The 25,614-nt window shown below is 71.5% G+C and carries 29 protein-coding genes; 15 read left to right on the forward strand and 14 right to left on the reverse strand.

Annotation, left to right across the window (positions count from 1 at the left end):
• Positions 1-72: 72 nt before the first annotated feature.
• The 3 genes from RGI145_RS07100 (at position 73) to RGI145_RS07110 (ending at position 2,127) form a co-directional block, all read left to right on the forward strand.
• Complete coding sequence (locus RGI145_RS07100; protein WP_075797811.1) at positions 73-453, forward strand: VOC family protein; 381 nt, start codon at positions 73-75, stop codon at positions 451-453.
• Between the two features lie 76 nt (positions 454-529).
• Complete coding sequence (locus RGI145_RS07105) at positions 530-1,720, forward strand: class I SAM-dependent rRNA methyltransferase (protein ID WP_237183232.1); 1,191 nt, start codon at positions 530-532, stop codon at positions 1,718-1,720.
• On the forward strand, positions 1,717-2,127 hold the full coding sequence (locus RGI145_RS07110) for a DUF3293 domain-containing protein (RefSeq protein ID WP_075797813.1): 411 nt from the start codon (positions 1,717-1,719) through the stop codon (positions 2,125-2,127). The genes RGI145_RS07105 and RGI145_RS07110 overlap by 4 nt, the downstream gene beginning before the upstream one ends.
• Before the next feature lie 9 nt (positions 2,128-2,136).
• On the opposite strand, the gene RGI145_RS07115 is transcribed toward RGI145_RS07110, so the two are convergent.
• From RGI145_RS07115 to RGI145_RS07130, 4 genes are read right to left on the reverse strand one after another with little or no spacing between them, the layout of a single operon-like run.
• Positions 2,137-2,619: a GNAT family N-acetyltransferase gene (locus RGI145_RS07115; RefSeq protein ID WP_075797814.1), complete on the reverse strand. Its 483-nt coding sequence runs from the start codon at positions 2,617-2,619 to the stop codon at positions 2,137-2,139.
• 27 nt (positions 2,620-2,646) lie between these two features.
• The gene (locus RGI145_RS07120) at positions 2,647-3,735 is read right to left on the reverse strand and encodes a patatin-like phospholipase family protein (protein ID WP_237183233.1); all 1,089 of its coding nucleotides are present in this window, start codon (positions 3,733-3,735) and stop codon (positions 2,647-2,649) included.
• Entirely contained in the window at positions 3,735-4,529 is a 795-nt protein-coding gene (locus tag RGI145_RS07125; protein WP_075797815.1) for a 3-hydroxybutyrate dehydrogenase, read from the reverse strand. The genes RGI145_RS07120 and RGI145_RS07125 overlap by 1 nt, the downstream gene beginning before the upstream one ends.
• 53 nt (positions 4,530-4,582) lie before the next feature.
• The gene (locus RGI145_RS07130; RefSeq protein WP_075797816.1) at positions 4,583-6,004 is read right to left on the reverse strand and encodes an FAD-dependent oxidoreductase; all 1,422 of its coding nucleotides are present in this window, start codon (positions 6,002-6,004) and stop codon (positions 4,583-4,585) included.
• Positions 6,005-6,330: 326 nt separating this feature from the next.
• Here RGI145_RS07130 and rpmH point away from each other — a divergent pair, with 326 nt between their 5' ends.
• The 6 genes from rpmH (at position 6,331) to argB (ending at position 11,095) form a co-directional block, all read left to right on the forward strand.
• The gene (gene rpmH / locus RGI145_RS07135) at positions 6,331-6,465 is read left to right on the forward strand and encodes a 50S ribosomal protein L34 (RefSeq protein WP_019461403.1); all 135 of its coding nucleotides are present in this window, start codon (positions 6,331-6,333) and stop codon (positions 6,463-6,465) included.
• A gap of 28 nt (positions 6,466-6,493) precedes the next feature.
• Complete coding sequence (rnpA, locus tag RGI145_RS07140; protein WP_075797817.1) at positions 6,494-6,901, forward strand: ribonuclease P protein component; 408 nt, start codon at positions 6,494-6,496, stop codon at positions 6,899-6,901.
• Between the two features lie 8 nt (positions 6,902-6,909).
• A complete protein-coding gene (gene yidD, locus RGI145_RS07145) occupies positions 6,910-7,173 on the forward strand; it encodes a membrane protein insertion efficiency factor YidD (RefSeq protein ID WP_075799913.1) in 264 nt (87 codons plus the stop codon).
• Between the two features lie 4 nt (positions 7,174-7,177).
• On the forward strand, positions 7,178-8,926 hold the full coding sequence (gene yidC, locus RGI145_RS07150) for a membrane protein insertase YidC (RefSeq protein ID WP_075797818.1): 1,749 nt from the start codon (positions 7,178-7,180) through the stop codon (positions 8,924-8,926).
• Positions 8,923-9,642, forward strand: coding sequence for a ribosome biogenesis GTP-binding protein YihA/YsxC (yihA, locus tag RGI145_RS07155; RefSeq protein WP_156878462.1), 720 nt, complete (start codon positions 8,923-8,925; stop codon positions 9,640-9,642). Before yidC ends, yihA begins: the two co-directional genes overlap by 4 nt.
• A gap of 568 nt (positions 9,643-10,210) precedes the next feature.
• Complete coding sequence (gene argB, locus RGI145_RS07160; protein WP_075797819.1) at positions 10,211-11,095, forward strand: acetylglutamate kinase; 885 nt, start codon at positions 10,211-10,213, stop codon at positions 11,093-11,095.
• Positions 11,096-11,132: 37 nt separating this feature from the next.
• On the opposite strand, the gene RGI145_RS07165 is transcribed toward argB, so the two are convergent.
• Complete coding sequence (locus RGI145_RS07165) at positions 11,133-11,945, reverse strand: alpha/beta fold hydrolase (RefSeq protein ID WP_075797820.1); 813 nt, start codon at positions 11,943-11,945, stop codon at positions 11,133-11,135.
• 183 nt (positions 11,946-12,128) lie between these two features.
• Here RGI145_RS07165 and dapD point away from each other — a divergent pair, with 183 nt between their 5' ends.
• The 4 genes from dapD to RGI145_RS07185 all read left to right on the forward strand — a co-directional run bounded on the left by dapD (position 12,129) and on the right by RGI145_RS07185 (position 16,640).
• The gene (gene dapD / locus RGI145_RS07170; protein WP_075797821.1) at positions 12,129-12,968 is read left to right on the forward strand and encodes a 2,3,4,5-tetrahydropyridine-2,6-dicarboxylate N-succinyltransferase; all 840 of its coding nucleotides are present in this window, start codon (positions 12,129-12,131) and stop codon (positions 12,966-12,968) included.
• Positions 12,969-12,993: 25 nt separating this feature from the next.
• Positions 12,994-14,106, forward strand: coding sequence for a succinyl-diaminopimelate desuccinylase (gene dapE, locus RGI145_RS07175; protein ID WP_075797822.1), 1,113 nt, complete (start codon positions 12,994-12,996; stop codon positions 14,104-14,106).
• The gene (locus tag RGI145_RS07180; RefSeq protein ID WP_075797823.1) at positions 14,094-14,696 is read left to right on the forward strand and encodes a hypothetical protein; all 603 of its coding nucleotides are present in this window, start codon (positions 14,094-14,096) and stop codon (positions 14,694-14,696) included. The genes dapE and RGI145_RS07180 overlap by 13 nt, the downstream gene beginning before the upstream one ends.
• A 174-nt stretch (positions 14,697-14,870) precedes the next feature.
• Positions 14,871-16,640, forward strand: coding sequence for a tetratricopeptide repeat protein (locus RGI145_RS07185; RefSeq protein ID WP_075797824.1), 1,770 nt, complete (start codon positions 14,871-14,873; stop codon positions 16,638-16,640).
• Between the two features lie 19 nt (positions 16,641-16,659).
• Here RGI145_RS07185 and truA read toward each other — a convergent pair whose 3' ends face one another.
• Genes truA through def form a run of 3 tightly spaced genes read right to left on the reverse strand, consistent with a single transcriptional unit; the run spans position 16,660 to position 18,902 of the window.
• Complete coding sequence (truA, locus tag RGI145_RS07190; protein WP_075797825.1) at positions 16,660-17,421, reverse strand: tRNA pseudouridine(38-40) synthase TruA; 762 nt, start codon at positions 17,419-17,421, stop codon at positions 16,660-16,662.
• Positions 17,422-17,424: 3 nt separating this feature from the next.
• A complete protein-coding gene (gene fmt / locus RGI145_RS07195) occupies positions 17,425-18,351 on the reverse strand; it encodes a methionyl-tRNA formyltransferase (protein WP_075799915.1) in 927 nt (308 codons plus the stop codon).
• 17 nt (positions 18,352-18,368) lie between these two features.
• Positions 18,369-18,902: a peptide deformylase gene (gene def / locus RGI145_RS07200; RefSeq protein WP_237183234.1), complete on the reverse strand. Its 534-nt coding sequence runs from the start codon at positions 18,900-18,902 to the stop codon at positions 18,369-18,371.
• A gap of 264 nt (positions 18,903-19,166) precedes the next feature.
• Here def and RGI145_RS07205 point away from each other — a divergent pair, with 264 nt between their 5' ends.
• Both RGI145_RS07205 and RGI145_RS07210 read left to right on the forward strand, forming a co-directional pair.
• Complete coding sequence (locus RGI145_RS07205) at positions 19,167-19,544, forward strand: Hsp20 family protein (RefSeq protein WP_075799916.1); 378 nt, start codon at positions 19,167-19,169, stop codon at positions 19,542-19,544.
• Positions 19,545-19,713: 169 nt separating this feature from the next.
• On the forward strand, positions 19,714-19,947 hold the full coding sequence (locus tag RGI145_RS07210; protein ID WP_027279673.1) for a DUF1150 family protein: 234 nt from the start codon (positions 19,714-19,716) through the stop codon (positions 19,945-19,947).
• A gap of 215 nt (positions 19,948-20,162) precedes the next feature.
• Here RGI145_RS07210 and hpf read toward each other — a convergent pair whose 3' ends face one another.
• The 6 genes from hpf to RGI145_RS07240 form a co-directional block, all read right to left on the reverse strand.
• On the reverse strand, positions 20,163-20,510 hold the full coding sequence (hpf, locus tag RGI145_RS07215; RefSeq protein WP_237183236.1) for a ribosome hibernation-promoting factor, HPF/YfiA family: 348 nt from the start codon (positions 20,508-20,510) through the stop codon (positions 20,163-20,165).
• Positions 20,511-20,569: 59 nt separating this feature from the next.
• The gene (gene rpoN / locus RGI145_RS07220; protein WP_075797827.1) at positions 20,570-22,018 is read right to left on the reverse strand and encodes an RNA polymerase factor sigma-54; all 1,449 of its coding nucleotides are present in this window, start codon (positions 22,016-22,018) and stop codon (positions 20,570-20,572) included.
• Complete coding sequence (gene lptB, locus RGI145_RS07225) at positions 22,018-22,791, reverse strand: LPS export ABC transporter ATP-binding protein (protein ID WP_019461420.1); 774 nt, start codon at positions 22,789-22,791, stop codon at positions 22,018-22,020. The genes rpoN and lptB overlap by 1 nt, the downstream gene beginning before the upstream one ends.
• Positions 22,788-23,897, reverse strand: coding sequence for an LptA/OstA family protein (locus tag RGI145_RS07230; RefSeq protein WP_237183237.1), 1,110 nt, complete (start codon positions 23,895-23,897; stop codon positions 22,788-22,790). The genes lptB and RGI145_RS07230 overlap by 4 nt, the downstream gene beginning before the upstream one ends.
• A complete protein-coding gene (gene lptC, locus RGI145_RS07235; protein WP_075797828.1) occupies positions 23,894-24,520 on the reverse strand; it encodes an LPS export ABC transporter periplasmic protein LptC in 627 nt (208 codons plus the stop codon). Before lptC ends, RGI145_RS07230 begins: the two co-directional genes overlap by 4 nt.
• A gap of 68 nt (positions 24,521-24,588) precedes the next feature.
• Positions 24,589-25,566 (reverse strand): KpsF/GutQ family sugar-phosphate isomerase, encoded by a 978-nt coding sequence (locus tag RGI145_RS07240; protein ID WP_075799917.1) that lies wholly within the window; start codon positions 25,564-25,566, stop codon positions 24,589-24,591.
• Between the last annotated feature and the right edge of the window lie 48 nt (positions 25,567-25,614).

A 25,614-nucleotide genomic window follows, 5' to 3' on the forward strand; every position in this document is an offset into this window, starting at 1 on the left:
GGCAGGAAACCTGAGCCGGCGGCGGCAGGAAACCTGAGCCGGCGGCGGCAGGAAACGAGAGGAGCCAGGAACATGATCGACCGGCTGGACCATCTGGTGCTGACGGTGCGCGACATGGCACGGACGCGGGACTTCTACGTGCGCGGCCTGGGGATGCGGGAGGAGGTCTTCGGCGGTGGCCGGGTGGCCCTCTGCTTCGGGCGGCAGAAGTTCAACCTGCACGAGGCGGCCGGAGCCCCGATCCTGCCACGCGCCGTGAACCCGACGCCGGGCAGCGCGGATTTCTGCCTGATCGCCGACCGGTCGCTGGAGGCGGTGATCGCCCTGCTGCGGGAACGCGGGCTGGCGATCGAGCTCGGCCCGGTGGACCGCACCGGGGCCACCGGCCCGATCCGCTCGGTCTATCTGCGCGATCCGGACGACAACCTGGTGGAGATCTCGGAATACCGCTGACAGGTCCGGCGCGCGGCGGCCTCCCCTGCCGGGCCGATGGACAGCGGCGGCGCCCGGCGGCATGGTCCGCGCCTCCATGACCCACTCCGACATTCCCCCGATCCGCCTGCTGCCCGGCCGCGAGCGCCGGGCCAAGGCGGGCCATCCCTGGATCTTCTCCAACGAGGTCGCCACCGGCGCATCCACCAAGACGCTCGTGCCCGGTGGGCTGGTGCGGGTGGAGGGCGACGATGGCAGCCGCCTCGGCCTCTACCAGTACAACCCGCATTCCCTGATCGCCGGCCGGCGCCTCAGCCGCGACCCCGAGGCGGCGGCCGGCCCGGGCTTCTGGCGCGAAAGGCTGGCCTCGGCTTTGGCGCTGCGGGAGCGGCTGCGCGACGGTCCCTATTACCGCTTGGCCCATGCCGAGGCCGACGGCCTGCCGGGCCTAGTGCTGGACCGCTATGGCGACGTGCTGGCGCTGCAGGCCAACACCGCCGGCATGGAGCTGGCCACGCCAGACATCCTCGCGGCGCTGCGCGACCTGCTGCCGCTCCGCGCCGTGGTGGCACGCAACGACGCCTCGGTGCGCGGGCTGGAAGGGCTGCCGCAGGAGGTCCGCCTCCTCATGGGCGAGGATGCCCGCGCCACGGTGGAGGAAGGCGGCGTCGCCTTCTCGGTGGACCCGCTGGGCGGCCAGAAGACCGGCTGGTTCTATGACCAGCGCGACAACCGCGCCCGGGTGGCGGCGCTGTCGCGCGGGCAGACGGTGCTGGATGCCTTCTGCCACACGGGCGGCTTCGGCCTTCAGGCGGCGAAGGCCGGCGCCAGCGAGGTGACGCTGCTCGACCGTTCCGAGCACGCCCTGGCCACGGCGCGGGAAACGGCGGAGCGCAACGGCCTCGCCGACCGCGTCGCCTATCGCCGGGGGGAGGCGATGGAAAGCCTGGAGGCCCTGGCCGCCGAGGGGCGGCAGTTCGGCGTCGTCGTCTCCGATCCTCCCGCCTTCGCCAAGACGCGCAAGGACCACGGCCCGGCGCTGCGGGCCTATGCCCGGCTGGCGCGGCTTTCCGCCCGTCTGGTGGCGCCGGGCGGCATCCTCTTCATCGCCTCCTGCTCCCACCATGTCGGCACGGGCGAGTTCACCGACGCGGTGGTGGAGGGGCTGGGCCGGGCCCGGCGGGACGGGCGCATCCTCGGCATCTTCGGGGCCGGGCCGGACCATCCGGTGCATCCCGCCCTGCCGGAAAGCGCCTATCTCAAGGGCGTGCTCCTGCACCTGTCGTGAGCGATGGGGCGGTGCCGGCGCGGCTGCGCGCCGCCTATCGCCGCGCCCGCTACGAGGCCGGCGGCGTTCCGGTCCGGATCGGCCGGAGCAGCCCCCGGCTTGACGCGCTGCTCGCCAGCCTCGGGGGCCGTCCCGGTGCCCTGGTGGGCGGGCTGGTCACGGCCTGGAACCCGCTGGGCCGGCGCCTGTCCGAAAGGGAGAACCGCCGGCGTCAGGAACGCCTGGACCGGGCCATCCGGCATCTGCCCAGTCTGCCCGCGGCCAGTGGCGAGGGCTGCTGGCGAGAAGAGCAGCGGCTGGTCCTGACGCCGCCGCGCCGGTTGGCCATGCTGGGGCGGCGCTTCCGGCAGAACGCGGTGGTGCTGCTGGTCCGGGGGCGGCCGGCCCGGCTGCTCTGGCTGCGATAGGCCGGGGCGCTATGCCCCGGCGGCCGCGCCCGGCAGGCGGCGCCGGAAGACATCCAGCCCCTCCACGCCCACCGGTGTTTCCGCTAGTTGCCAGCCTTTCCCGGCATAGAAGCCGCGCAGCGCCGGCCGGGCACAGAGATGGACCTCCGCGAAGCCCCGGCCTTCGGCAAGGCGCGCGCCTTCCGCCAGCAGCCGCGTGGCAATCCCCCGCCCGCGCCATTCCGGCTCCACCCAGAGCGCGGCCAGCCAGGGCGCCAGCGCCGGGCGTTCGGCGAGGTCGCTGTCGATCAAAAGGACATGGCCGAGATAGGTCCCATCCCGGTGGGCCACCAGGGCCTGGGGGAGGGCGCCTCCGCGCAGGCCAGGGCGCAGCCGGGCCGCGATCGGTCCGGGGTCCGGCTCTTCCGCCTGCCACCAGGCCCGCCAGATCCGCTCCGCCACCACCTCCAGGAAGTCCGGCACGGCGGGGAGCGGGCTGACGCGTGGCTCCATCACGGGTGGTTCATCACGGGGGCCGCATCACAGGAAGCGTTCCCGCAGATCCACCCCGTTGGCACGGCCCAGCACCCCGGACCCGTCGCGTAGCCAGCGCTCCGCCGCCTCCCGCCCGTGACGCTTGAGCGCCGCCAGGAACTCGCCCTCGCCATTGTACTTGCTGGAGACGCCGAAGTTCCGCAGCAGCTCCTCGTCCTCGATCATGTGGATGTAGAGCTGGCCGTAGCGCGGGTCGTTCAGCGCGCCATTGGCCAGCAGGCGCTGCACGAAGGCGACGGCCCGCATTTCGTACATCAGCGAGGCGTTGAAGCCGATCTCCTGCATCCGGGTCATGATGTCGGAGGCGGTGTAGGGGATGTCCGGCCGGGTCAGCGGGTTGATCTGCACCAGCACGATATCGGGCGGCGACCCCCGGCCATAGAGCGGCCAGAGCGGTGGATTGCCCAGGAACCCGCCATCCCAGAAGGCCTCGCCGTCGATCTCCACCGCCTTGAAGATCTGCGGCAGACAGGCGGAGGCGAGCAGCGCCTCCACGCCGATCTCCGGCCTCTCGAAGACGCGCGCCTTGCCGGTGCGGACATTGGTGGCGGAAACGAAGAGCTTCGGCCCGCCCGGGTCCCGGCGCAGGCGGATCGGGTCCAGCACCTCGGCCAGCGCCTCGCGCAGCGGGTTCAGGTCGAGCGGCGTGGGGTTCATCTGATAGGGCGAGAAGACCCGGGTCAGCGTGTCGAAGGCCTGCCAGGCGAGGCTGTAGCTGAGATCATAGCCCCAGAAGGCCTTCTCCAGCGGCGTGTTGCGCAGCGGGCTGAAGGACAGCCGCTGCGCCAGCCCCCACCAGAAGCGGTCCAGCCGGGCCTTGGCCCGCGCGGGACCGCCCTCCGCCAGCCCCTGGGTGACGAGCGCGCCGTTGATCGCCCCGGCGCTGGTGCCGGAAATGGCCGCGATCTCCAGCCACTCCTCCTCCAGCAGCCGGTCCAGCACGCCCCAGGTGAAGGCGCCATGCGTGCCGCCGCCCTGGAGGGCGAGGTTCACCGCATGCCTCGCCCTGCCTTCCTCCCGGCCCTCCATCCCGGAGCCGGCGAGGGGCAGGGCGGGAGGAACGCTGCCTTCCATCAGGCGGCGGTCCAGCCGCCATCCAGGCTGAGGATCTCGCCGGTCAGGGAGGCCGTGTGCGGGCCGCAGATATACAGGGCCATCTGCGCCACCTCCTCGACCTCCACCCAGCGGCGCGAGGCCATGGGGCGCAGCAGGTGCTCGGTCAGCGCCGCCTCGGCGGAGATGCCCTCACGCTTCGCGATCGGCTCGACCTGCGCTTCCGCCAGCGGGGTGCGGACGAAGCCGGGGCAGATGGCGTTGCAGGTGACGCCTGTGCCGCGCGCCGTTTCCAGCGCCACGACCTTGGTCATGCCGACGATGCCGTGCTTGGCGGCGACATAGGCGACCTTGTTCGGCGAGGCGACGAGGCCATGGGCGGAGGCGATGTTGATGATGCGGCCCCAGCCCGCCTTCTTCATGCCCGGCAGCAGGGCGGCGGTGGCGTGGAAAGCGGAGGAGAGGTTGATCGCGACGATCTGGTCCCACTTCTCCTCGGGGAACTCGTCCACCGGGCTGGTGAACTGGATGCCCGCATTGTTCACCAGGATGTCCACATGGCCGAGGACTTCCTCCGCCTGGGCGCACATCTTGCGGACCTCCCGCGCATCCGACAGGTCGGCGGCGGAATAGGCGACCTCGCCGCCGGTGACCTCGGCCAGCTCCGCGCGCACCCTGTCCACCTGTCCCGGCGCGCCCAGCCCGTGCAGCAGGATCTTCGCCCCGGCCTGGGCGAAGGCGAGGGCGATGCCGCGCCCGATCCCGCTGGTGGAGCCGGTGACCAGGGCCGTGCGGCCCTCCAGGCTGCGTTCCATGGAGTTCTCCTTTGTTCCGTCCCGCCAGGGCGCCGGGCCGCGCAACGGCACCGTCAGGGCAGACGCCCGAGCAGGGACACGAGTTTCCGCAGCATGGGCCGGTCCAGGGCCGGCGCAAGCCTGTCCAGCGCCGCCAGGCGCAGGCTGGGGCCCAGGGAGGGCTGCGGCAGGGGCAGGGCGGCGAGGTCGCGCAACGGGCGGCCCAGCAGCATCGCCAGGGCCCCGGCGAGCTCGCGTGGCGCGGCGATGCCGGGTGCCAGCACGGCGGCGCCGAGCAGCCGGTCCCGCCGGTCCAGCACCAGCCGGACCAGCCCGCCCGTCCGGCCCTCGGCGACCAGCCGGCCATTCTCCGTGAGGCCGCGCCGCTGCACCCGGACGGCATGTCCCGCCGCCTCCGCCTCGGCGGCGGTCAGGCCGACCTGCAGCAGCTCGGGATCGGTGCGGACCAGCCGCGTGGGCGGGGGCACGGAGGGGTGGCCGGGAATGCGGAGGAACAGGGAGCGCAGCAGCAGCGCCGCGTGCTCCTCCGCCCGGTCGGAATGCGCGCCGGCATCCGCGACATCGGCGATGCTGCCCGCCGCCCAGACGCGCCGGTTGCCCCGGGCGCGCAGGCCGCGGCCGGTGGCGATGCCGTCCTCCGTGGTGGCGATGCCGGCGGCGGCGAGGTCCAGCGGCGCGAGCCTCGGCCGGGGCGGGGTGGCCAGCAGGAGATGCGTGCCGGTGATCCGCCGGCCGTCCTCCAGCAGCAGCTCCAGCCCTTCGGGATGCCGCTCCACCCGCGCCGCCGGCTGCCCTTCGAAAAGGGCGACCCCTTCCGCCCGGAGCGATTCGCGCAGCAGCTCCACCAGTTCCGGCTCCAGCCCGGGGAGGATCGGGCCGTCCGCGACGACGGTGGCGAGGCAGCCCAGGCGCTGATGGGCCTGCGCCAGTTCCAGCGCCTCCGCCCCATGGCCCAGGATCAGCAAGTGCCCGGGCGGCGTGTCCAGGTCGAGGCCGCTCTGCCCGTCGAGATAGGGGATGTCGGCCAGCCCCTCGATGGCGGGCAGCAGTGGCGCGCTGCCCGCTGCCACCACGGCCTGGCGGAAGCGCCACGTGCGGCCGGCGGCCTCCAGGCAGTCGGGGGCCAGGAAATGCGCCGAGGAGCCGGTAACGAGATCGACCCCCAGGCCACGCAGCCGGGCCTCCGAGGATTCGGGTTCCAGGGCCTCCGTGGCGCGGCGGAGATGCGCGCGGACGCCTTCCCAGTCGATGGCCAGGTCCGCGGCGCGGAGCCCGAGTCGTCCCCCCTGCCGCAGCGCCTGCGCGGTGCGCGCGGCGACCAGCATCGCGTCCAGGGGCAGGCGCTGCCGCAGGCGTCGCCCACCGGGCGCATCGCGCTCGAAGAGGGTGACGCGCCGGCCCAGCAGGGTCGCGAGGGTGGCGGTGGAAAGGCCGGCGGAGCCGGCGCCGATCACGGCGATGTCGGTCTCAGGCATGCGCCGCCCCTTATGGCCGCAGCCGCGCCCCGCGTCAGGAGGGGATCGCACGATGTGACAGGATTGCCGGCGGCACGGATGCAGGAAAATGGGGCCGGCTGCGCGCCGGTCCCGCGCGTTGAGTGGTTGACGGGTCCGATACCCTCTCCCTATACAGCGCCAACCGCGCCGGACCCGTTGCCTTGTGCACCGGGGCCGGTGTTGCCTGTCGTGCCTGTCTCCCTGCCCTCATGGGGAGGGGACGGAGACGGGCACGGCCGGGAGGACCCGAAACGGGGGTCGGTCCCGGCAGATCCAGCCACTTTTTCCGAACGGAGCCACGTCCCGTGAAGCGTACCTATCAGCCCTCCAAGCTCGTCCGGAAGCGCCGGCACGGCTTCCGCGCCCGCATGGAGACGGTGGGCGGCCGCAGGGTCGTCGCCAACCGCCGCTCCAAGGGCCGCAAGCGCCTGTCCGCCTGAGCGGACGGCGCGCGGTTCCGCGTATCCCATGGCCCTGCCGCGCCTGAAGCAGCGGCGCGAATTCCTTCGCGTCGCCGGCAAGGGTAAGCGCGCGGCACGGCCCAGTGTGCTGTTGCAGGCTCTTCCGGAAACGGAAGGGCCTCTTCGCGTCGGTTTCACGGCGACGAAGAAGCTCGGCAACGCCGTGGTGCGCAACCGCGCCAAGCGGCGGCTGCGCGCCGCCGCTCATGAACTGCTGCACGCGGCCCCGCCGCCGGGCTGCGAGCGTCGCGGCTGGGACCTCGTGCTCGTGGCCCGTGATGGGGTGATGACACGCGACTGGCCCACGCTGCTGGGCGACCTGCGCGGCGCGCTCCGCCAGGCGGGCGTCATCGCCGCACCCAGGCCCGCCGCCACGGAAGGCGGCGACGCTGCCGCGCCGGGGCAGGGGGCATGAGCGGGGGCATGAGCCCCGCCGCCGGCGTCCTGACCGTCGCGGTGCATGCCTATCGCTATGGGCTTCGCCCGATCATCGGCAGCCACTGCCGCTTCCACCCGCATTGCAGCGACTATGCGCTCGAGGCCCTGGCCAGCCATGGTGCCGCGCGCGGCACCTGGCTGACGGCCCGGCGAATCCTGCGCTGCCACCCCTGGAACCCGGGCGGCTGGGACCCTGTCCCGCCCGCATCGCCCCGCATTGGGGCATCCACCGCCCGCGAGAACGGTTGAATCGATGGACAACAAGCGACTGCTCGTCGCGATCGCGATCTCGATCGCCATCCTTCTGGGCTTCGAGCTGTGGAACCGCCCGACGGTGCAGCAGCAGGTGCAGAGCCAGCAGCAGGCACGCCAGGCGCCGACCGAGCCCCTGCCGCCCGGCATCGGCTCCCCGGCCCCGACCCAGGGCGCCGTGCCGCCGGAGCGCAGCGCGGCCGAGCACCTGCCGATCGAGACGCCGCGCCTGGCCGGCAGCCTCAACCTGCGGGGCGCGAAGCTCGACGACCTGGTGCTGAAGAACTACCGCGAGACGGTCGCGCCGAACTCGCCGCTGGTGCGCATGTTCGCGCCGCGCGGGGAGGTCGCGCCCTATTTCGCCCAGTGGGGCTGGAGCGCCGCCGATGGCCGCACGCCGGTGCCGGGGCCCGACACCGACTGGACGGTGGCGGACAAGGCGCCGCTGACGCCGCAGCATCCGGTGACGCTGCGCTGGGACAACGGCGCGGGGCAGGTCTTCGAGGTCGTGGTGTCGGTGGACGACAACTTCATGTTCTCGGCGCAGCAGCGGGTGATCAACAACGGCGGCGAGCCGGTGCAGGTCCTGCCCTGGACCCGCGTGCGGCGCGAGCACACGCCGCAGCTCGCGAACTACTACATCCTGCATGAGGGCTTCGTCGGCGTGCTCGGCGGGCACCTGCAGGAGCTGAAGTACTCGGCGGCCAAGGATGCCGCGAACAAGGCGCAGGGGCTGGCCTTCCAGGAGGACAGCACCGGCGGCTGGGCGGGCTTCACGGACAAGTACTGGCTGGCCGCGGTCACCGCGATGACGCCGCAGGAGCAGATCCGCGCCGCCTTCCGCCACACGCAGGAGCAGCCGGGCCCCGAGGGCGACCGCTGGCAGGTGGACTTCTCCGCGCCGCAGCCGCTGAGCGTCGCGCCGGGCGCGACGGTGGATTTCGGCACGCGCGTCTTCGCCGGCGCCAAGGAGGTCCGCACCCTCGATGCCTATCGCGACAATCTGGGGGTCACCGATTTCGACAAGGCGGTGGACTTCGGCTGGTTCTACTTCCTGACCAAGCCCTTCTTCTACGCGCTGGACTGGCTGTACCACATCGTCGGCAACTTCGGCATCGCCATCATGATCTTCACGGTGGCACTGAAGGCGCTGTTCTTCCCGCTGGCGAACAAGTCCTACAAGTCCATGGCGCGGATGCGGTCGCTGACGCCGCGGATGAACGAGATCCGGGAGAAGTTCAAGGACGACCCGGCGAAGATGCAGCAGGAGATGATGGGCCTGTACAAGACGGAGAAGGTGAACCCCGCCTCCGGCTGTCTGCCCATCCTGATCCAGATCCCCGTCTTCTTCTCGCTCTACAAGGTGCTGTTCGTCACCATCGAGATGCGGCACGCGCCGTTCTTCGGCTGGATCCGCGACCTCTCGGCGCCCGACCCGACCAACCTGTTCACCCTGTTCGGGCTGATCCCCTGGGATCCGCCGCACATGCTGCACATGCCCGTCTGGGCGATCATCATGGGCTTCACCATGTGGGCGCAGCAGCGTCTGAACCCGCAGCCGCCCGATCCGATCCAGGCCAAGCTCTTCGCCTGGATGCCGGTGATCTTCACCTTCATGCTGGCGAGCTTCCCGGCCGGGCTGGTGATCTACTGGAGCTGGAACAACACCCTCTCGGTGGCCCAGCAGGCCTGGATCACCCGGCAGGAGCGTGCCGAGCGCCGCGAGCAGAAGAAGCTGGCGCGGACATGAGCGAGGCACCGGAGCACAAGCCGGAGGCCGGTGCCCCGGCCGCTCCGGTGGATGAGCGCGAGGCCGAGCGCCTCGCGGCGCTGGAGGCCGGGCGGCTGCTTTTCGCCCGGCCCTGCCGCTTCGTCTTCGCCTCCCAGCGGCTCGACCAGCTTCCCGAGGCGAGGCTGCCGGAGGTGGCCTTCTGCGGCCGTTCCAACGTGGGCAAGTCCTCGCTGGTGAACGCTCTGACGGGGCAGAAGACCCTGGCCCGCGTTTCCAACACCCCCGGGCGCACCAAGCAGTTGAACTTCTTTGAACTGGGCGGGGAGGGGCAGGCGCGCCTGACCCTCGTGGACATGCCGGGCTATGGCTATGCCCAGGCGGCCAGGGCGGTGAAGGAGGACTGGCAGGGGCTGATGTTCGACTACCTGCGCGGGCGAACGACCCTGCGGCGGGTCATCCTGCTCCTCGACGCGCGGGTGGAGACCAAGGACTCCGACCGGGCGGCGATGGAACTGCTCGGCAAGGCGGCGGTGCCCTTCCAGATCGTACTGACCAAGGCCGACGACACGCCGTCGGCGCGGCTGGCGAAGCGCCAGCAGGAAGCCGAGCTCCTGGTGGCGAAGCAGGCTGCGGCGCATCCGCTGGTGATCACCACCAGCAGCGAGAAGGGCCTGGGCATCCCCGAACTCCGGGCGGAACTCGCCTCCCTGGCTCTGCTCCCCGGAACGGACTGAGGCGCCGAAGACACAGTGCGGCATAATGGCCGCAGATCAACCTCTGCGTGCTTTCCCCGAATCCCCTGACGATCATAAGACAGGGGAACCCCAGGGAGGGTTTCGGTGAGAGGCGTGGTCCTTGCACTCTGTGTTGCCTTGCTGGCCCCGGCCGTCCAGGCCGCGACGCCCGACCGCTGCCCGGTCGACACGAGGCCGGAGTTGCGCCGCATCATCGGGGAGCCGGGTCATCTCCGACCGCTTCCCGATGTGACGCAGAGTTCCCCCCGCATCGGCCTGTCCCGGCCGGACGCTTCCTGTGGCTTCCCCCCGGTGCGCCGGATTTCCCGCCCGCGCACCGGCTGATCGGCGCGGCGAGGAGCGGGAGCACCCGGGCTGACCCCACCGGCCCGGATGCACACCCCGCCCGCTCCTTGCCGCCCGAGAGGCCTTCCACCGATCCTGGCCCTGTCCGCCCCGGTCTTCCGGCCAGGGGTTGCCCGGCCACCGGGGAGGCCCTTGACCCTGTGCTGCGGTGCCCGCAAGAGGCGGACGGCGCCTACCGCCGCGATCCATCGGAGCCGATGCCATGACCGAGACCGTGCGCGACAACATCGCGCTCCTTTCCGGTGCGCTGCCCTTCCTGAAGCGTTACGACGACGCCGTCGTGGTCGTGAAGTACGGCGGCCATGCCATGGGGGAGGAGGATACGGCCTTCCGCTTCGGCCAGGACATCGCGCTGCTCGAACAGGTCGGCATCAACCCGGTGGTGGTGCATGGCGGCGGGCCGCAGATCAACGCCATGCTGAAGCAGTTGAACGTGCAGTCCGAGTTCGTGCAGGGCCTGCGCGTCACCGACGAGAAGACGGTGGACATCGTCGAAATGGTCCTCGCCGGTTCGGTGAACAAGCAGGTGGCCGAGGCGATCACCCGCGCCGGGGCCATCGCCGTCGGCATCAGCGGCAAGGACGGCAACCTGATCACCGCGCGCAAGACGTTGAAGACCGTCACGGACCCGCAGACCGGCGAGCCCAGGGTGCTCGACCTGGGCTTCGTGGGCGAGCCGGAGCGGGTCGACACCCGTGTCCTGGAGCTGCTGATCGGCGCCGACATCGTGCCGGTGGTGGCGCCGGTGGGGGTGGATGCGAAGGGCCAGACCCTGAACATCAACGCCGACACGGTGGCCGGTGCGGTGGCCGGGGCGCTGAAGGCGGCGCGGCTGCTGATGCTCACAGACGTGCCCGGCGTGCTGGACGAGAACAAGCGCCTGATCCCCGAAATGACGGTGGCCGAGGCGCGGGCCGGGATCGAGAGCGGCATGATCTCGGGCGGGATGATCCCCAAGGTCGAGACCTGCATCCAGGCGGTGGAGCTGGGCGTCGAAGGCGCCGTGATCCTCGACGGCCGGGTGCAGCATGCGGTGCTGGCCGAGCTCTTCACCGATGCCGGGCCGGGAACACTGATCCGGCCCTGAGGATTCCGGCCGCCCCGCGCCATGGCGGCGGGGCGGCCTATCCCAGGAAGTCCCGCAGCAGCGCGTTGAACCCGTCCGCGCGCTCGAAATAGGGCGAATGGCCGCATTCCGGCACGATCACCGCCGGCCGTCCCACCATCCCGCCCAGCGCCCGCGCCGCGGCGGGCGGGAAGACGATGTCCTCCTCCCCCGCGACGAAGAGCGTGGGCATGGCGAGGCTCCGGACTGTTTCCGCCGGTCTCGTGCGCCCGGCCATCAGGCGGGGGCGCAGCGCGGCCTTGTCGGCCTCCGCGCTCTCGTCGATCCCGCGATAGAGGAGATGGAGCGCCGGCTGCTCCCGCGCCGCGCGTTCGCCCATGGCGGGATGGATGCCGAGTCCGGCGCATCGCGCGGCGGCCTCGGCGGCGCGTTCCGGCCAGTCGCCCAGATCAGCGGCGCTGCGCGGGTCGATGGTGCCGGAGGTGGCCGACATCACCAGGGCGCGGACGCGCCCGGGGGCGCGCAAGGCCACCTCCAGGCAGCTCCACCCGCCCATGGACTGCCCGACCAGCGCCGCGTCGGGCAGTTCCAGATGGTCCAGCAGCCCGAGCAGATCCTCGGCGAAGCCATCCAGGCCCAGCGGCGGCGTGGCATCCGTGGAGGGATGGAAGCCGCGATGGGCGAAGGTGACGCAGCGGAAGTCGCGGGCGAGGTCGGGCACCTGCTGCCACCAGGACAGGTGACTGCCGCCCAGGCCATGGGCGAAGACGATGGCCGGGCCCTCGCCGGTCACCTCATAGGCGATCTCGCCGCCCGCGCGCGCGAAGCGCCCCCGCTGCCGTGGCAGGCTCCGCTCTCCGATCCTCAGCATGGGCTTCCGCGCTCCGAATCCTGTCGCCGGCGGTGATCCTGGCACGGGCCGGTGGGGCATTGTGACGCCCCGGGACCGGCAGGTGGGGCGATTCCCCCGCAAGCGGCGCGTTGACACGCCTGCTGGTGCGCGCGAGAGGGTCACGCCAAACGCATTCGCACATCTATCGGGATCATCGCGACCATGGACCTGTCCAGCCTGCGGAAGACCATCGAGGCCCTCTGGGAGCGCCGCGCGGAGGTGACCCCCGCCACCCAGGGCGCCGACCGCCAGGCGGTCGCGGATGCGCTGGGCCTGCTGGACAGCGGCAAGCAACGCGTCGCCTCGGTCTCGGACAATGGCGACTGGACGGTGCACCAGTGGCTGAAGCAGGCGGTGCTGCTGAGCTTCCGGCTGGAGGACAACACCCTCCGCCGGGAGGAGGGCGCCGGGGCCTGGGACAAGGTGCCGCTGAAGTGGGAAGGCTGGAGCGAGACCCAGTTCCGCGAGGCCGGCTTCCGCGCCGTGCCGGGCGCCGTGGCCCGCCGCCCGGCCTATATCGCGCCGAACGTGGTGCTGATGCCCTCCTTCGTGAATGTCGGCGCCTATGTCGATTCCGGCACCATGGTCGATACCTGGACGACGGTCGGCTCCTGCGCGCAGATCGGGAAGAACTGCCACCTCTCCGGCGGCGTCGGCATCGGCGGCGTGCTGGAGCCACTGCAGGCCAACCCGGTGATCATCGAGGATGACTGCTTCATCGGTGCCCGTTCCGAGGTGGCCGAGGGCGTGATCGTGGGCCGCGGCTCGGTGCTGTCGATGGGCGTGTTCCTGTCCGCCTCGACCAAGATCATCGACCGTGCCACGGGCGAGGTCTTCGTCGGCCGCGTGCCCGCCTATTCCGTGGTGGTGCCGGGCAACCTGCCCGGCAGGCCGCTGCCAGACGGTTCGCAGGGGCCGTCGCTCTACTGCGCCGTGATCGTGAAGCGGGTGGATGCCCGCACGCGCGAGAAGACCTCGATCAACGAGCTGTTGCGCGATTGAGCCGCCCTTGACCGGAGCCCGGGCCGTGACCGCCATCGCCGACCCCCTGCCGATCGCGCAGGCGCTGATCCGCTGCCGTTCCGTCACCCCGGCGGATGACGGGGCGATGGCGGTGCTGGAGGGCATCCTGGAGCCTCTGGGCTTCCGCTGCACCCGGCTGCGCTTCGGCGGGACGGAGAACCTCTTCGCCCGGCGGGGCGGGGAGGGGCCGCATCTCTGCCTGGCCGGACATGTGGACGTGGTGCCGCCCGGCGAGGGATGGAGCCACGATCCCTTCGCGGCGGAGGTCGCGGGGGAGGTGCTCTACGGCCGCGGGGCCACGGACATGAAGGGCGGGGTGGCCGCCATGCTCGCCGCCGCCCATGCGCCGCAGCCGCGCGGCAGCCTCTCCTTACTGATCACCGGGGACGAGGAGGGCGACGCCCATGACGGCACGGTGCGCGTGCTGGAATGGATGGCGGCGAACGGACAGGTGCCGGACATGTGCCTCGTGGGCGAACCGACCTCCAAGCTCCGGCTGGGCGACACGATCAAGATCGGGCGGCGGGGCAGCCTGACCGCCTATCTGACGGTGCGGGGCACGCAGGGGCATGTCGCCTATCCGGCACGCTGCGACAACCCGGTGCACCGCTTGGTGCGGGCGCTGAACCGGCTGGTGGCGGCGCCGCTGGACGAAGGCACGGAGTGGTTCGAGGCCTCCTCGATCCAGGTCACCACCTTCGATGTCGGCAATCCCACGACCAACCTCGTGCCGGCCGAGGCGAAGGCCACGCTGAACATCCGCTTCAACAACCTGCACAGCGCCGCCAGCCTGGAGCGCTGGATCCGCGATGCGCTGGAGGCCGAGGCGCCGCTACACGAGGCGCGCTTCTCCTGCTCCGGAGAGGCCTTCCTGACCGCGCCCGGGCCCTTCGTGGAGGCGCTGCGGCGCGCCGTGACGCGGGTGACGGGCGAGGAGGCGGTGCTCGACACGGGCGGCGGCACCTCGGACGCGCGCTTCATCACCCGCCACTGCCCCGTGGCCGAGCTGGGCGCGGTGGGGGCCACCATGCACAAGGTGGACGAATGCACGCCCGTTGGGGAGCTGCGCGCCCTGGCCGCGCTCTATGGCGCCGTGATCGCGGAGTGCCTCGGCTGAGCGCGCCCCAACAGCCTTCCGCCGCCCCGCCCGCCCTGGCGGTGCAGGTCCTGGCGGGCCTGCGCGGCGCCGTCCTGCTGGCGCGCGGGAAGGCGGTGGGGATCGACTTCACCTGCCTGTCGCCGGAAGGGGCGGCGCGCTCCTTCTGGGCGGCCCTCATCTGTCTGCCGGCCTTCGTGCTGCTGCGCCTCGTCAGCGGGGCGGCCGGCGAGGTCGGCACCGACCCGCTGCGCTTCCTCGTGGCGGAGCTCTCGGGCTTCGCCTGCTCCTGGGCGGGCTATGCCCTGGCCTCCTACTGGCTGGCGGCCCGGGCGGGGTTGCTGGCGCGCTGGCCACGCTTCATCGCCGCCTGGAACTGGGCGAACATCGTCCAGTACGTCGTGCTCCTGGTGCTGCTGCCGGTGCCGCCGGGCATGGTGGCGACCTGGCTGGGCATCGCCGCCTTCGGCTACGCCATGTGGCTGGAATGGTTCGTGGCGCGGGAGGCCCTGGGCGTGAATGCCTTCCAGGCGGCGACCTTCGTGGCGCTGGACCTGGCGATCAGCATCTTCCTGGCCGGGGCGGTGCAGGCCGTCGCCATGGTGGACTGACGGAAGGCCGCCCCCGTTCACGGGGTTTTCGCCCTCCGCGTCGTGGGGACAGCCTTTCGTTACCTATCACAGGTTGTTAACCTATTCCCGCATTTCCAGGGAGACGTGTGGGATGGTCCTCGATACCGCGGTGCTGACGGATGCGTGCCGCCTGGCATCCGGGTTCCGGCCGGTATGACGGACAGCCGGCCCGAGGGGACCGCTTTCTGCATCTATGGCCAGTTGCGGGACGAGGACCTGACCTTCCCTGAGACGGCCCGGATCGCGGCGGAAAGCGGAGCGAGCGTCTTTCTCAGCACCTGGCGGCGGCGTGGCGCCAAGACGGGCGGTGCCACCAACCTTTCGCAGTTCTTCCGCATGTTCGGGCGCGAGGCCGGCTTCGCGCTGCCGCGTCGCCTGGGCTACCGCTTCAGCGAGAGCTTCCCGGATTTCGCCGCCCGTGCCATGGCCGGGGCGGGCGAGGTCGAGCCCGAGAGCCTGCGCGGCTGGTTCCCGGGCGTGACGCTGGATATCGAGGACGAGGCGCTCGACCTCGACTTCGCCGGCAGCCGCAGCGACAACAACAGCCTGCGCATGCTCTACAAGCTGTGGCGCGCGGTGGGGCTCAAGCGGGCGGAGGAGAAGCGGCGCGGACGGCGCTTCGCCGCGGTCGTGCTGTTCCGCCCGGATGTGCTGCCGCCGGAGCCCCGGCAGATGCCGCCACCGGCCGCGCTGCCGGAGGCCATCTTCCTGCCGCCGGGCGGCTGGGCGCCACGCCACGCGCATGACGTGCTGATCGTCTGCTCCTCCGAGACGGCGGATGCCATCGGCGCCCTGTTCGGCCGTGCGGTGCTGGAACGGGTTTCCGGCTGGGACGGCATCCATCCCCAGTTGCACGACCACCTCGCCGCCCTGGGCAAGGAGATCCGCAGCGTGCCCGTGCCGCTGGCCCTGCGCGAGCGGGCGGAGCGGCACCAGCCCCACAACCGCGCCCTGCTCCGCGAATTGCTGGACAGCGGCAACTGGGACGCGCACGGCTGGAGCGAGCCCAAGCCACAACTGGGCAAGGCCCTGGCCGATCTGCTGCGCGCGGTGGAGGAGGTCCTGGACGGCAAGCCCGAGGCGGCGCTGGAGCGGCTGCGCGCGCTTCTGGACCGCGGGCCGCCGCTCGCGGTGCTGGAAGGCGTTGCTTCCGTGGCCGCCGATGCGCTGCTGGCCCAGGGACGGAAGCGGGACGCCTATGCGCTGCTGCTGATGCGTGTCCTGGCCGCGCTGGTGCCCGAGCCGGGCTGGCTGGAAGACGGGGAGTTCCATCGCAACCTGACCCGGCTGAGCGAGGCCGGCGGGCCGCTCACCGGCCAGCAGGGAAGCTGCGCCGCGATCGAGGCGCTGCTGGACGAGGCCCCGATGGCGCCGGTGGTGCGGGAGGTCTGGACGGCGATGCTGCGCCTGCTGCCCTGGGACCGGCTCTCGGCCGAGGCGGAGCGGGTGGCGGAGTTCTTCGGCCAGGACATCGCGGTGATGAGCCGCCGCTTCTGGCAATTGCTGAAGGGCAACCGGCTCGACGAGGCGGCGGCACTGGCGGCGCGGATGCGGCAGTCGGCGCCGGGCGACTGGCGCGGCAACGACCATCTCGGCCATGTGCATTCCCGCCGGGGCGAGGTACGGGAGGCGCTGGACTGCGCCATCGCCGCCCTGGCCATGGAGCCGGAGAACTGGGGGCTGCTGGCCCGGGTCGGCAAGCTGCACGAGCAGCTGGGGCAGTTCCCGCAGGCGCGCCGCCACATGGAGGCCGCGCTGGCCCGCGATGCCGACCATCACGTGCGGGCGGGCTATGCCCATCTGCTGGCCCGGATGGGCGAGACCGAGGAGATGCGGCGCTACGTGTCCCGCTGTCTCGCCGAGGCGCCCGAGGATGCCTGGCTGCGCGATGCTCTGGGACCGCTCGCGCCCCAGGCCGCCTGACCGCGCATCACGCCGATGGTCAGCGCCAGTCGGGCTCGGGGTCGTAGCGGACGAAGGTGAAGCAGAGGCCGGTGGGCGGTGCGGTCTGGCCCGCCTTGCGCCGGTCCCGGCCTTCCAGCAGGGCGCGCGGCCAGCCCACCGGCCGGCGGCCCATCCCGACCTCGTAGAGCGTGCCGACGAGGTTGCGGATCTGGTGGTGCAGGAAGGAGCGCGCTTCCGCCACGACCAGGATCTCCTCCCCCTGCCGCGTCACGTCCAGCCGATCCAGGGTGCGGATCGCGTCCTTCGCCTGGCAGGAACTGGCGCGGAAGGCGGAGAAGTCGTGCCGGCCCAGCAGGCCCTGCGCCGCCGCGTGCATCGCCTCCGCATCCAGGCGGCGGGGAACGTGCCAGACCCGGTTCTCGTCCAGCGCCGGCCGGGCCGGGCGGTTCAGGATGCGGTAGCGGTAGCCCCGGTGCCGGGCGCTGAAGCGGGCATTCCAGCCCTCCTCCACCCGGGCGGCCGCGATGACCGCCACCGGATGGGGCCGGGAATGGAAGTTGATCGCCTCCCGGACCCGCTCCGGCGCCAGATCGGCGGCGAGGTGCAGGCTGACCACCTGGCCCTCCGCATGCACGCCGGAATCGGTGCGGCCGGCGCACTGCGCCGTGACCGGCTCCCCGCCATTCAGGGAAAGGGCGGCTTCCTCGACCACCTGCTGCACGCTGGGCAGCCCGTCCTGACGCTGCCAGCCGGCGAAGGGGGTGCCATCATACTCGACCCGGAGGGCGTAGTTCGGCACGGTTCAGGCGTCCGGAGGGAAGGGCAGCACCGTGCCGGGCGGGAGGGCATAGCCCCGCAGGAAGGCATCCGCCTCCATCGGCGCGCGGCCGGGGCGCTGCAACCGCAGCAGGCGCAGCGCGGTGCCGCCGCCGCAGGCGATGCGGGGCAGGGTGTCGAGCACCGTCCCGGGCGGCGCATCGGCGGTGCCGGAGGGTTCCGCCGCCAGCACGCGGATCGCATCGCCCCCAGCCTCGAACTGCGTGCCGGGCCAGGGCGTCATGCCCCGCACCCGCCGGTCCAGCGCCGCCGCGTCCTCGCGCCAGTCGAGCCGCGAATCGGCCTTGGTCAGCTTCGGGGCATAGGTCATGCCCGCTTCCGGCTGCGGCACCGGAGAGGGATTCTCCGCCAGCGCCCGCAGGACCAGACGGGCCCCGATCTCCGCCAGCCGGTCGTGCAGCCCGGCGGTGGTGTCGCGCGGGCCGATCGACGTGGCCTCGCGCAGCAGCATGGCGCCGGTGTCCAGCCCTTCGTCCATCTGCATGATGGTGATGCCGGTCTCCGCATCGCCCGCCAGCACGGCGGCATGGATCGGCGCCGCCCCGCGCCAGCGCGGCAGCAGCGAGGCATGAATGTTCAGGCAGCCGCGCCGCGGGGCCTCCAGGATCGGCTTCGGCAGGATCAGCCCATAGGCAGCGACCACGGCGGCATCCAGGTCCAGCGCGCGGAAGGCGTCATGCTCCGCCGTGTCGCGCCGCAGCCGGACGGGGTTGCGCACGGGCAGGCCGAGTTCCAGCGCCGCGCGGTGGACGGGGCAGGGCGACTCCCGCTGCCCGCGCCCGGAGGGGCGGGGCGGCTGGGTATAGACCGCCGCTACCTCGTGGCCCGCCGCGACCAGGGCACGCAGGGCCGGCACGGCGAAATCCGGGCTGCCCATGAAGGCGAGGCGCATCGGCGGGGCCATGGGGCTCAGTCCTCGCGCTGCTTGTTCTTCTGGTCCTTGTTGAAGCGCCGCAGCAGCATGTTGCGCTTCAGGGGAGAAAGGTGGTCGATGAAGAGCACGCCGTTCAGGTGGTCGATCTCGTGCTGGAGACAGGCGGCCATCAACCCCTCGGCGGTGATCTCCTGCCGGGCGCCTTCCAGATCCTGCCAGCGGACCTTCACCACCGCCGGGCGCTCCACCTCGGCATACTGGTTGGGGATGGACAGGCAGCCTTCCTCCCGCAGCGCGGTCTCCCGGCTGGCCTGCACGATCTCGGGATTGACCATCACATAGGGCTGCCGCGCCTCGTCGGGCTGCAGATCGACCACGATCAGGCGCAGGCTCTCGCCGACCTGCGGCGCCGCCAGGCCGATGCCCGGCGCCTTGTACATGGCGTCGAGCATGCGGTCGGAGAGGTCGCGGACCTTGTCGGCATCCGCGGGACCGATCGCGCGGGTCCTGGCGCGCAGCCGGGGGTCGGGGATCAGGAGGATGGGCAGGGGAGGGGCGTCGTTCGCCATGATGCCCGGCATCTAGCCATGCGGCGCCGGTGGCGCAACGTCCGCTGGCCGCAGGTCTCCCCGGCGCGCGGTTCTCCGATGGGAGAGGCGCATCTTGTCGCCCCGTCTTGCAACGGGGATGCGGAGGCACGACATTGTGCGTCGCGGGCCGGTGCTTCGGGCCGGTTCCGCGCGTCTCGCTCATCCACGAGGAGGCACCAGACCGTGTCCCGTTCGTCCGTCTTCGGATCGCCGCTGTTCCTCGGCTTCGACCATCTCGAGCAGATGCTCGACCGGGTGCAGAAGAACGCCGAGGGCTACCCCCCCTACAACATCGAGCAGACCGCCGCCGAAAGGCTGCGGATCACCCTGGCCGTGGCCGGCTTCTCCATGGAGGATCTCCAGATCACCCAGGAGGACAACCAGCTCGTCATCCGGGGCCGCCAGAAGGATGAGGGGGAGGGGCGCATCTTCCTCCATCGCGGCATCGCATCCCGTCAGTTCCAGCGCGCTTTCGTGCTGGCCGAGGGGATCGAGGTCGAGGGCGCCTGGCTCGACAACGGGTTGCTCCATGTCGATCTGCGCCGCCCACAGCCGGAAACCCGGGTGAGGACGATCCGCATCAACGGCGCCGGACGGCCCGTGGTGTCCGATCAGGACTGATCCCGTGGACCTGCCCCATGGATCTGGACCCATGATCCGGGACGTGTCCGACAAAAAGGCTTGCAGCGATGTGCTGAACCCTCGCGGCCCCGCCGCGTTGGGAGAACAGGCCACCAGCAGAGGGCCGCTTCGCCAAAGGGATTACCGGGAAGCGCCCAGGAGTGTCGCCATGAATGAATCTCGCGAAGCTCGTGAAACCACGGTCCTGAAGGGCCTGTCCCCCGCCGACTGGGCCAGCTTCGGCCGCGAGCAGATCGCCTATATCCGCCCCGTCGTGGTGGACGGGGTGAAGGCGGTGGCCATCCATTCCGCCGATGGCACGCCGATCGGCGCGGCCCCGACAGCGGATCTTGCCATCGCCGCCATCATCCAGAACGAGATGGAGCCGGTCCTGGTTCACTGAACCGGCGCCGCCGGACCCGTCCTGTCACGGGACGGGTGCGGCGGACGACAGATCCCGGCAACATCCGGCATCCTCCGAAAAAGCGGGGCGCTCCTGGCGCTCCGCCTTTTTGCGTCCGCCTGTCGCCGGCACGCCGCGCAAAAATAGGGGCTTCCGAAGAAGCCCCACCTGAACGCTTGTCTATGTGATTGTTTTTATCGGGTGTGATCTGGCGCTCAGACGAGCGCGACGACATCCGTGGCGCCGGGCTCCGGCTTGCGCTCCGCCGCCTGGCAGCGCGCGTGTTCGTTCACGCGGCGGCGGTGGCGGCGCAGACGCTTGGCCACCTTGGTGGCGGCATCCTGGAAGGCGCGATGGGCATCCGTGCCCTCGCCTTCGGCCTGCACGGAAAGACCGCGGCCGGCATGGAGGTTGATGTCGCAGACGAAGAAGCTGCGATCCTTGCTGAAGGTGACGTTCGCCTCAAGGGCGCGGTCGGAGTACTTGCGGGCGATGACTTCCAGACCCTCGGCCACATGGACCTTCAGGGCATCCCCGGTTTCGACCTGCTTCCCAGAAACCATGATGTGCATTTCGGAGCAAACCTCCTCTGCTTGTCGCAGGAGGACCCGTCCCGATGCGTTCAGAAGACCGGGACGGCCTTTTCCCGCTTGCGTTGCACCGAACTGGGTATGCGCAACGCGTCCCGGTATTTGGCCACGGTTCTGCGGGCGATGTCCACCCCTTCCGTGCGCAGCCGGTCCACGATCGCGTCATCGGAGAGAATTTCGTCCGGATGCTCCGCGTCGATCATGCCGCGGATGCGGTGGCGGATCGCCTCGGCGGAAAAGGTTTCCCCGGCTGTGCCGGCGATCGCGGTGGTGAAGAAGAATTTCAGCTCGAAGCTGCCGCGTGGCGTCGCGATGTACTTGTTGGCGGTGACGCGGGAGACGGTGCTCTCGTGCATCTCCACCGCCTCCGCCACGTCGCGCAGGATCAGCGGACGGAGATGGGTGATGCCATGGCGGAAGAAGGCGTCCTGCCGCCGCACGATCTCGGCTGCGACCTTCAGGATGGTGTTCGCCCGCTGTTCCAGCGACTTCACCAGCCAGTTGGCGCTCTGCAGCCGCTCCGCCAGATAGGCACGCTCCTCCCTGTTGCGGGCGGCCGTATGCGCCTGGGCGTGGAAGCCGCGATTGACCAGGATGCGCGGCAGGGTTTCGGGATTCAGCTCCAGCACCCAGCCTTCATCCTGGGCACGCCGCATCAGGACATCCGGCACCAGGGTCGGAGCCGGGGTGTCGTCATAGGAGGCGCCGGGCTTCGGGTCGAGGCGCCGGATCTCCGCCACCATGTCGGCGAGGTCGGCGGCATCCACGCCGCAGACCCGGATCAGCGCACCCAGGTCGCGCCGTGCCAGCAGTTCCAGGTTGTCCAGCAGCGCCTGCATCGCGGGATCGAGCCGGTTCTTCTCCGCGAGCTGCGCCGCGAGGCATTCCGAGAGGCTGTGGCAGAACAGGCCGACCGGCTCGAAGCGCTGCATGCGGCGCCGCACCACGGCCACCGTTTCCTCGGCGCAGCCCATCGCGGCGGCGATGGCGGCATCGGTGGCCAGCATCCGCCCCGCCGGGTCGAGCAACGCGATGAGCTGCCCCGCGATCAACCGCTCCGCCGCATCGCCGAAGGTCAGCCGCGCCTGCTCCGCCAGCTCCTCCCGCAGCGAACGCGGATGCTCGCGCGCCAGCTCGTCGATGCCGCGCTCGTCATCCTCGAAGCCGGAGGCCTGGCCCCGCACCGCCGCCGGCAGCTCCGTGGCCTCGTAGAGATTCTGCGTGTCGTGCAGATCGAGATGCACGTCCGCCGTGGCGGACGGGAAATCCACCGGCGGCACGGCCGCCTCGGGCTCCGGCGCCGGCGCGGATTCCGTCTCGTCTCGCTCCAGCAGCGGATTGCGTTCCAGCTCCTCCTCGACGAAGGCCACGACCTCGAGATTGGAGGACTGCAGCAGCTTGATCGCCTGACGAAGCTGCGGCGTCATCACCAGGGACTGGGAGTGCCGCAGGTCCAGGCGTGGGCCGAGGGAAAAGCTCATCAGAGGCTGAAGCGCTCTCCGAGATAGACGCGGCGCACGCCCTCATGCTCGACGATGTCGCGCGGGCTGCCTTCCATCAGCACCTGCCCGTCATGGAGGATGTAGGCGCGGTCGATGATCTCCAGCGTCTCGCGCACATTGTGGTCGGTGATCAGCACGCCGATCCCGCGATCCTTCAGGTGCTTCACGAGGTCGCGGATCTCGCCCACCGCGATCGGGTCGATGCCGGCCAGCGGCTCGTCCAGCAGGATGTAGTCGGGATGCGTGGCCAGCGCGCGGGCGATCTCGCAGCGCCGCCGCTCGCCGCCCGACAGCGCCAGGGCGGGGGCGCGGCGGAGATGGGAGATGCCGAATTCCGCCAGCAGCGCATCGAGCATCTCCTCGCGCCGGTCGCGCTTGGGCTCCACCACCTCCAGCGCCGCGCGGATGTTGTCCTCCACCGACAGGCCGCGGAAGATCGAGGCCTCCTGCGGCAGATAGCCCAGGCCAAGCCGCGCCCGCCGGTACATCGGCAGCAGCGTCACGTCATGGCCGTCGAGGAAGACCTGCCCCTCATCCGGCCGCACCAGGCCGGTCATCATGTAGAAGGTCGTGGTCTTGCCGGCGCCGTTCGGCCCCAGCAGCCCCACCGCCTCGCCACGCTTAAGGTTGATCGAGACGCCGCGCACCACGGGGCGCTTCTTGTAGCGCTTGCCCAGGCCCTTCGCGACCAGCCCACCCTGATCCGGCACCAGTCGCAATCCCTCGCTGTTGTCCATCCGCGCCGCGCTCATCGTCCCCGCCCCTGCGGCTGTCCCTGCTCCTGCCTGGGCGCGGTATTAGCACCGGAAGGGTTACCAGTCCGTCCAGGCTGCGTCCCCCCTTGGGCGCCCCCCTGACCGCCCCCCGGCTGGTCGCCGGACTGCGGCACGACGAGGCCCTGCACGCGGGTGCCGGGCGCGGAAACGAGGCGGGCGAGGCCGCTGCGCATGTCCACGATCGCTTCCGACCCGTTCAGCTGGTTCTGGCCGCGCGTGATGCGCACATTGCCGAGGATGCGGGCGATGCCGGTGACGGGGCTGTACACGCCGCGGTCGCCGCGCACGATCTCCTGCTCGGTGCGGATCTCGACATTGCCGAAGACCTCCACGCGGTCGAGCTTGGAGCCTTCGCCCGGAGCCCTGCGCGGCTGGCCGCCCTGCGCGCCCGCGCGGACCGGCTGTGCCGGGGCCGGGGCGGGCGCCTGTTCCAGGAAATAGCCGACCAGCGTGTCGGCGGCGATGCGGCGGTTGTCGCTGGTCACCACGCTGGCCGCGCCACGCGCCACCGCCATGCGCTTCTGCGGCCAGTATTCCAGGCTGTCGCGGGCGGTGATGGTGTCGTCCGGCGTGGTCAGGCGCAGGTTGCGCCCGGTGAGGACCATGACCGCCTGGTCCATGTCATAGACGCCGCGGTCGCCCTGGGCCTGGTCCGTTTCCGTCTGGATATGGACGTTGCCCTCGGCCTCCAGGCGCCAGATCTCGCCGTTGGAAACCGGGCTGTCGCCGCCGGGCTGCGCCGCGGGGTCAGGGGCATTGGCGGGGGCTGCACCGTCCGCGCCTGCCTGTCCCGCGCGGTTGCGGTAGCGCGCGACCAGCCGGTCCGCCGTGAGCGTCACGCCGTCGCGCACGGCCTTCGCGTTGCCGGTGGCGATGACGACCTGCTCCGCCTGCCGCCACTCGATCCCGTTGGTGGAGGTGACCTCGACCGGGCCGCCCCGGGTCATGTCCACCGGCTGTGCCCGGGCGCCCGGCGAGGCCAGCCCCCCGGGTAGGGCCGCGAGCAGGGCCGCGAGGGCGAGGGATGACAGCAGGCCGGCCCGGCGCGGGCGCCGTGCGGCGATGGGAGGCAGGGGGGTCACTGGTTGCCCTCCAGCATGGCGTGGGTGTTGCCGGTGAAGGTGATGTCCGCCCCCTTGTCCTTGAGGATGAACCCGTCGCCGGTCAGCGTGCCGAAGGAGCCCTGTGCCGCCACGGGGCGGTCTCCCTGGGCCTCGCCGAGCTTGACCTGGATATGCGCGACCTCGGTCTTCAGGGTCGTGCCGTTGTCGTTCCAGAGAGTCACGTTCCCCCAGAGGTCCAGAAGGTCCTTGGCCTTGTCGTAGCGGCCACTGTCGGATTCGAGCAGCACCCAGCCGCCGCCGCTCATCATCAGGTCGGCGCGCGGCTTCTCCAGCATGATCGGCGCGTCCTGCGCGGTCTGGGTGGCGACGGCGGCGGTGACGTTGAAGGGCCGGCCCTGCGAATCGACCCCCTGATAGCGCGGCTGCACCACGCGGATCGTGTCGGCGGCGTTCTGGGCCATGCGGCGGAAGGAAAGCCGCGCCTGGTCGGTGGTGCGGTCGATCTCCGGCCACAGGGCGATGGCCGCCAGCAGCGACAGCGCGCCGAGCGGCAGCAGGAACTTCGCCGCCCGCACCGACCAGCGCCGGCGCAGCATGGCGCCGCGCGAATAATGCCGCCGGGCGCGGGAGGGCAGCAGCATCTCGTGCGCCTCCCGTTCCCCGGCCCCCGGGACGGCCGGCGGGGGCTGGGGCTTTCCGGCGGCGCCGCTCAAGCGACCCCCAGCCGCAGCAGGTCGTGGATATGCAGGATGCCACCGGGGCTGCCATCCGGCTCCACCACGAAGAGGCTGGTGATGCTGCGCTCGTTCATGATGCGCAGTGCCTCGGCCGCCAGCGCGTCCGGGCCGATGGTGCGTGGGCCACGGGTCATCACCTCGGCGGCGGGGCGGTTCAGCAGGTCGCCCGGGCTGGCCTCGTCATCCAGGGCACGGCGCAGGTCGCCATCGGTGATGATCCCGACCAGCCGCCCGTCCTCGACGATGCCCAGGCAGCCGAATCGCTTGGCGGTCATGTCCACCAGCGCCTGCCGCATCGGCAGGCCGGGCGGGGCCAGCGGCATGTCGCGGTGCATCACGTCGCGCACCCGGCGAAGCTGGGCGCCCAGCTTGCCGCCCGGGTGGAAGACGCGGAAATCGGCGGCGGTGAAGCCGCGCCGTTCCAGCAGCGCCACAGCGAGCGCATCGCCCAGGGCGAGCTGCAGCGTGGTGGAGGTGGTGGGGGCGAGGCCGAGCGGGCAGGCCTCCGGCACCTCGGGAAGGACCAGCGCGACATCGGCGGTCCGGGCCAGGGTGCTCCCGCCCCGGCCGGTGATGGCGATCAGCGGCAGGTCGAAGCGGCGGCTATGGGCCAGCACGTCGGACAGCTCGGCCGTCTCGCCGCCATTGGAGATGGCGAGCACCGAATCCCCGGCCACGATCATGCCGAGATCCCCGTGCGAGGCCTCGCCGGGATGCACGAACTGGCTGGGCGTGCCGGTGGAGGCGAAGGTCGCGGCGATCTTGCGCCCGACATGGCCGGACTTGCCCATGCCCGTCACCACGACCCGCCCGGTGGTCCGGGCGAGCAGGGCGACGGCATCGCGGAAACGTTGGTCGAGCGACGAGGCGAGGGCGGAAAGGCCCGCCGCCTCGATCTCCAGCACGCGGCGTCCCGCGGCGAGGTCCGGATCTTGGAAAGAGGCGTTCACCGGCCCGTTATGGTGCGCCGGGGCCAAGCGGTCAACGCGGAGTCACTT

It is taken from the genome of Roseomonas gilardii, from assembly GCF_001941945.1.
GTDB lineage: Bacteria > Pseudomonadota > Alphaproteobacteria > Acetobacterales > Acetobacteraceae > Roseomonas.

Coding starts and splice junctions, on each gene's coding strand:
- RGI145_RS07100 (WP_075797811.1), top strand. CDS start 73: ATGATCGACCGGCTGGACCATCTGGTGCTGACGGTGCGCGACATGGCA.
- RGI145_RS07105 (WP_237183232.1), top strand. CDS start 530: ATGACCCACTCCGACATTCCCCCGATCCGCCTGCTGCCCGGCCGCGAG.
- RGI145_RS07115 (WP_075797814.1), bottom strand. CDS start 2,619: ATGGAGCCACGCGTCAGCCCGCTCCCCGCCGTGCCGGACTTCCTGGAG.
- RGI145_RS07120 (WP_237183233.1), bottom strand. CDS start 3,735: ATGGAAGGCAGCGTTCCTCCCGCCCTGCCCCTCGCCGGCTCCGGGATG.
- RGI145_RS07125 (WP_075797815.1), bottom strand. CDS start 4,529: ATGGAACGCAGCCTGGAGGGCCGCACGGCCCTGGTCACCGGCTCCACC.
- RGI145_RS07130 (WP_075797816.1), bottom strand. CDS start 6,004: ATGCCTGAGACCGACATCGCCGTGATCGGCGCCGGCTCCGCCGGCCTT.
- rnpA (WP_075797817.1), top strand. CDS start 6,494: ATGGCCCTGCCGCGCCTGAAGCAGCGGCGCGAATTCCTTCGCGTCGCC.
- yidD (WP_075799913.1), top strand. CDS start 6,910: ATGAGCCCCGCCGCCGGCGTCCTGACCGTCGCGGTGCATGCCTATCGC.
- yidC (WP_075797818.1), top strand. CDS start 7,178: ATGGACAACAAGCGACTGCTCGTCGCGATCGCGATCTCGATCGCCATC.
- yihA (WP_156878462.1), top strand. CDS start 8,923: ATGAGCGAGGCACCGGAGCACAAGCCGGAGGCCGGTGCCCCGGCCGCT.
- argB (WP_075797819.1), top strand. CDS start 10,211: ATGACCGAGACCGTGCGCGACAACATCGCGCTCCTTTCCGGTGCGCTG.
- RGI145_RS07165 (WP_075797820.1), bottom strand. CDS start 11,945: ATGCTGAGGATCGGAGAGCGGAGCCTGCCACGGCAGCGGGGGCGCTTC.
- dapD (WP_075797821.1), top strand. CDS start 12,129: ATGGACCTGTCCAGCCTGCGGAAGACCATCGAGGCCCTCTGGGAGCGC.
- RGI145_RS07185 (WP_075797824.1), top strand. CDS start 14,871: ATGACGGACAGCCGGCCCGAGGGGACCGCTTTCTGCATCTATGGCCAG.
- fmt (WP_075799915.1), bottom strand. CDS start 18,351: ATGCGCCTCGCCTTCATGGGCAGCCCGGATTTCGCCGTGCCGGCCCTG.
- def (WP_237183234.1), bottom strand. CDS start 18,902: ATGGCGAACGACGCCCCTCCCCTGCCCATCCTCCTGATCCCCGACCCC.
- RGI145_RS07205 (WP_075799916.1), top strand. CDS start 19,167: ATGCTCGACCGGGTGCAGAAGAACGCCGAGGGCTACCCCCCCTACAAC.
- RGI145_RS07210 (WP_027279673.1), top strand. CDS start 19,714: ATGAATGAATCTCGCGAAGCTCGTGAAACCACGGTCCTGAAGGGCCTG.
- hpf (WP_237183236.1), bottom strand. CDS start 20,510: ATGGTTTCTGGGAAGCAGGTCGAAACCGGGGATGCCCTGAAGGTCCAT.
- rpoN (WP_075797827.1), bottom strand. CDS start 22,018: ATGAGCTTTTCCCTCGGCCCACGCCTGGACCTGCGGCACTCCCAGTCC.
- lptB (WP_019461420.1), bottom strand. CDS start 22,791: ATGAGCGCGGCGCGGATGGACAACAGCGAGGGATTGCGACTGGTGCCG.
- lptC (WP_075797828.1), bottom strand. CDS start 24,520: ATGCTGCTGCCCTCCCGCGCCCGGCGGCATTATTCGCGCGGCGCCATG.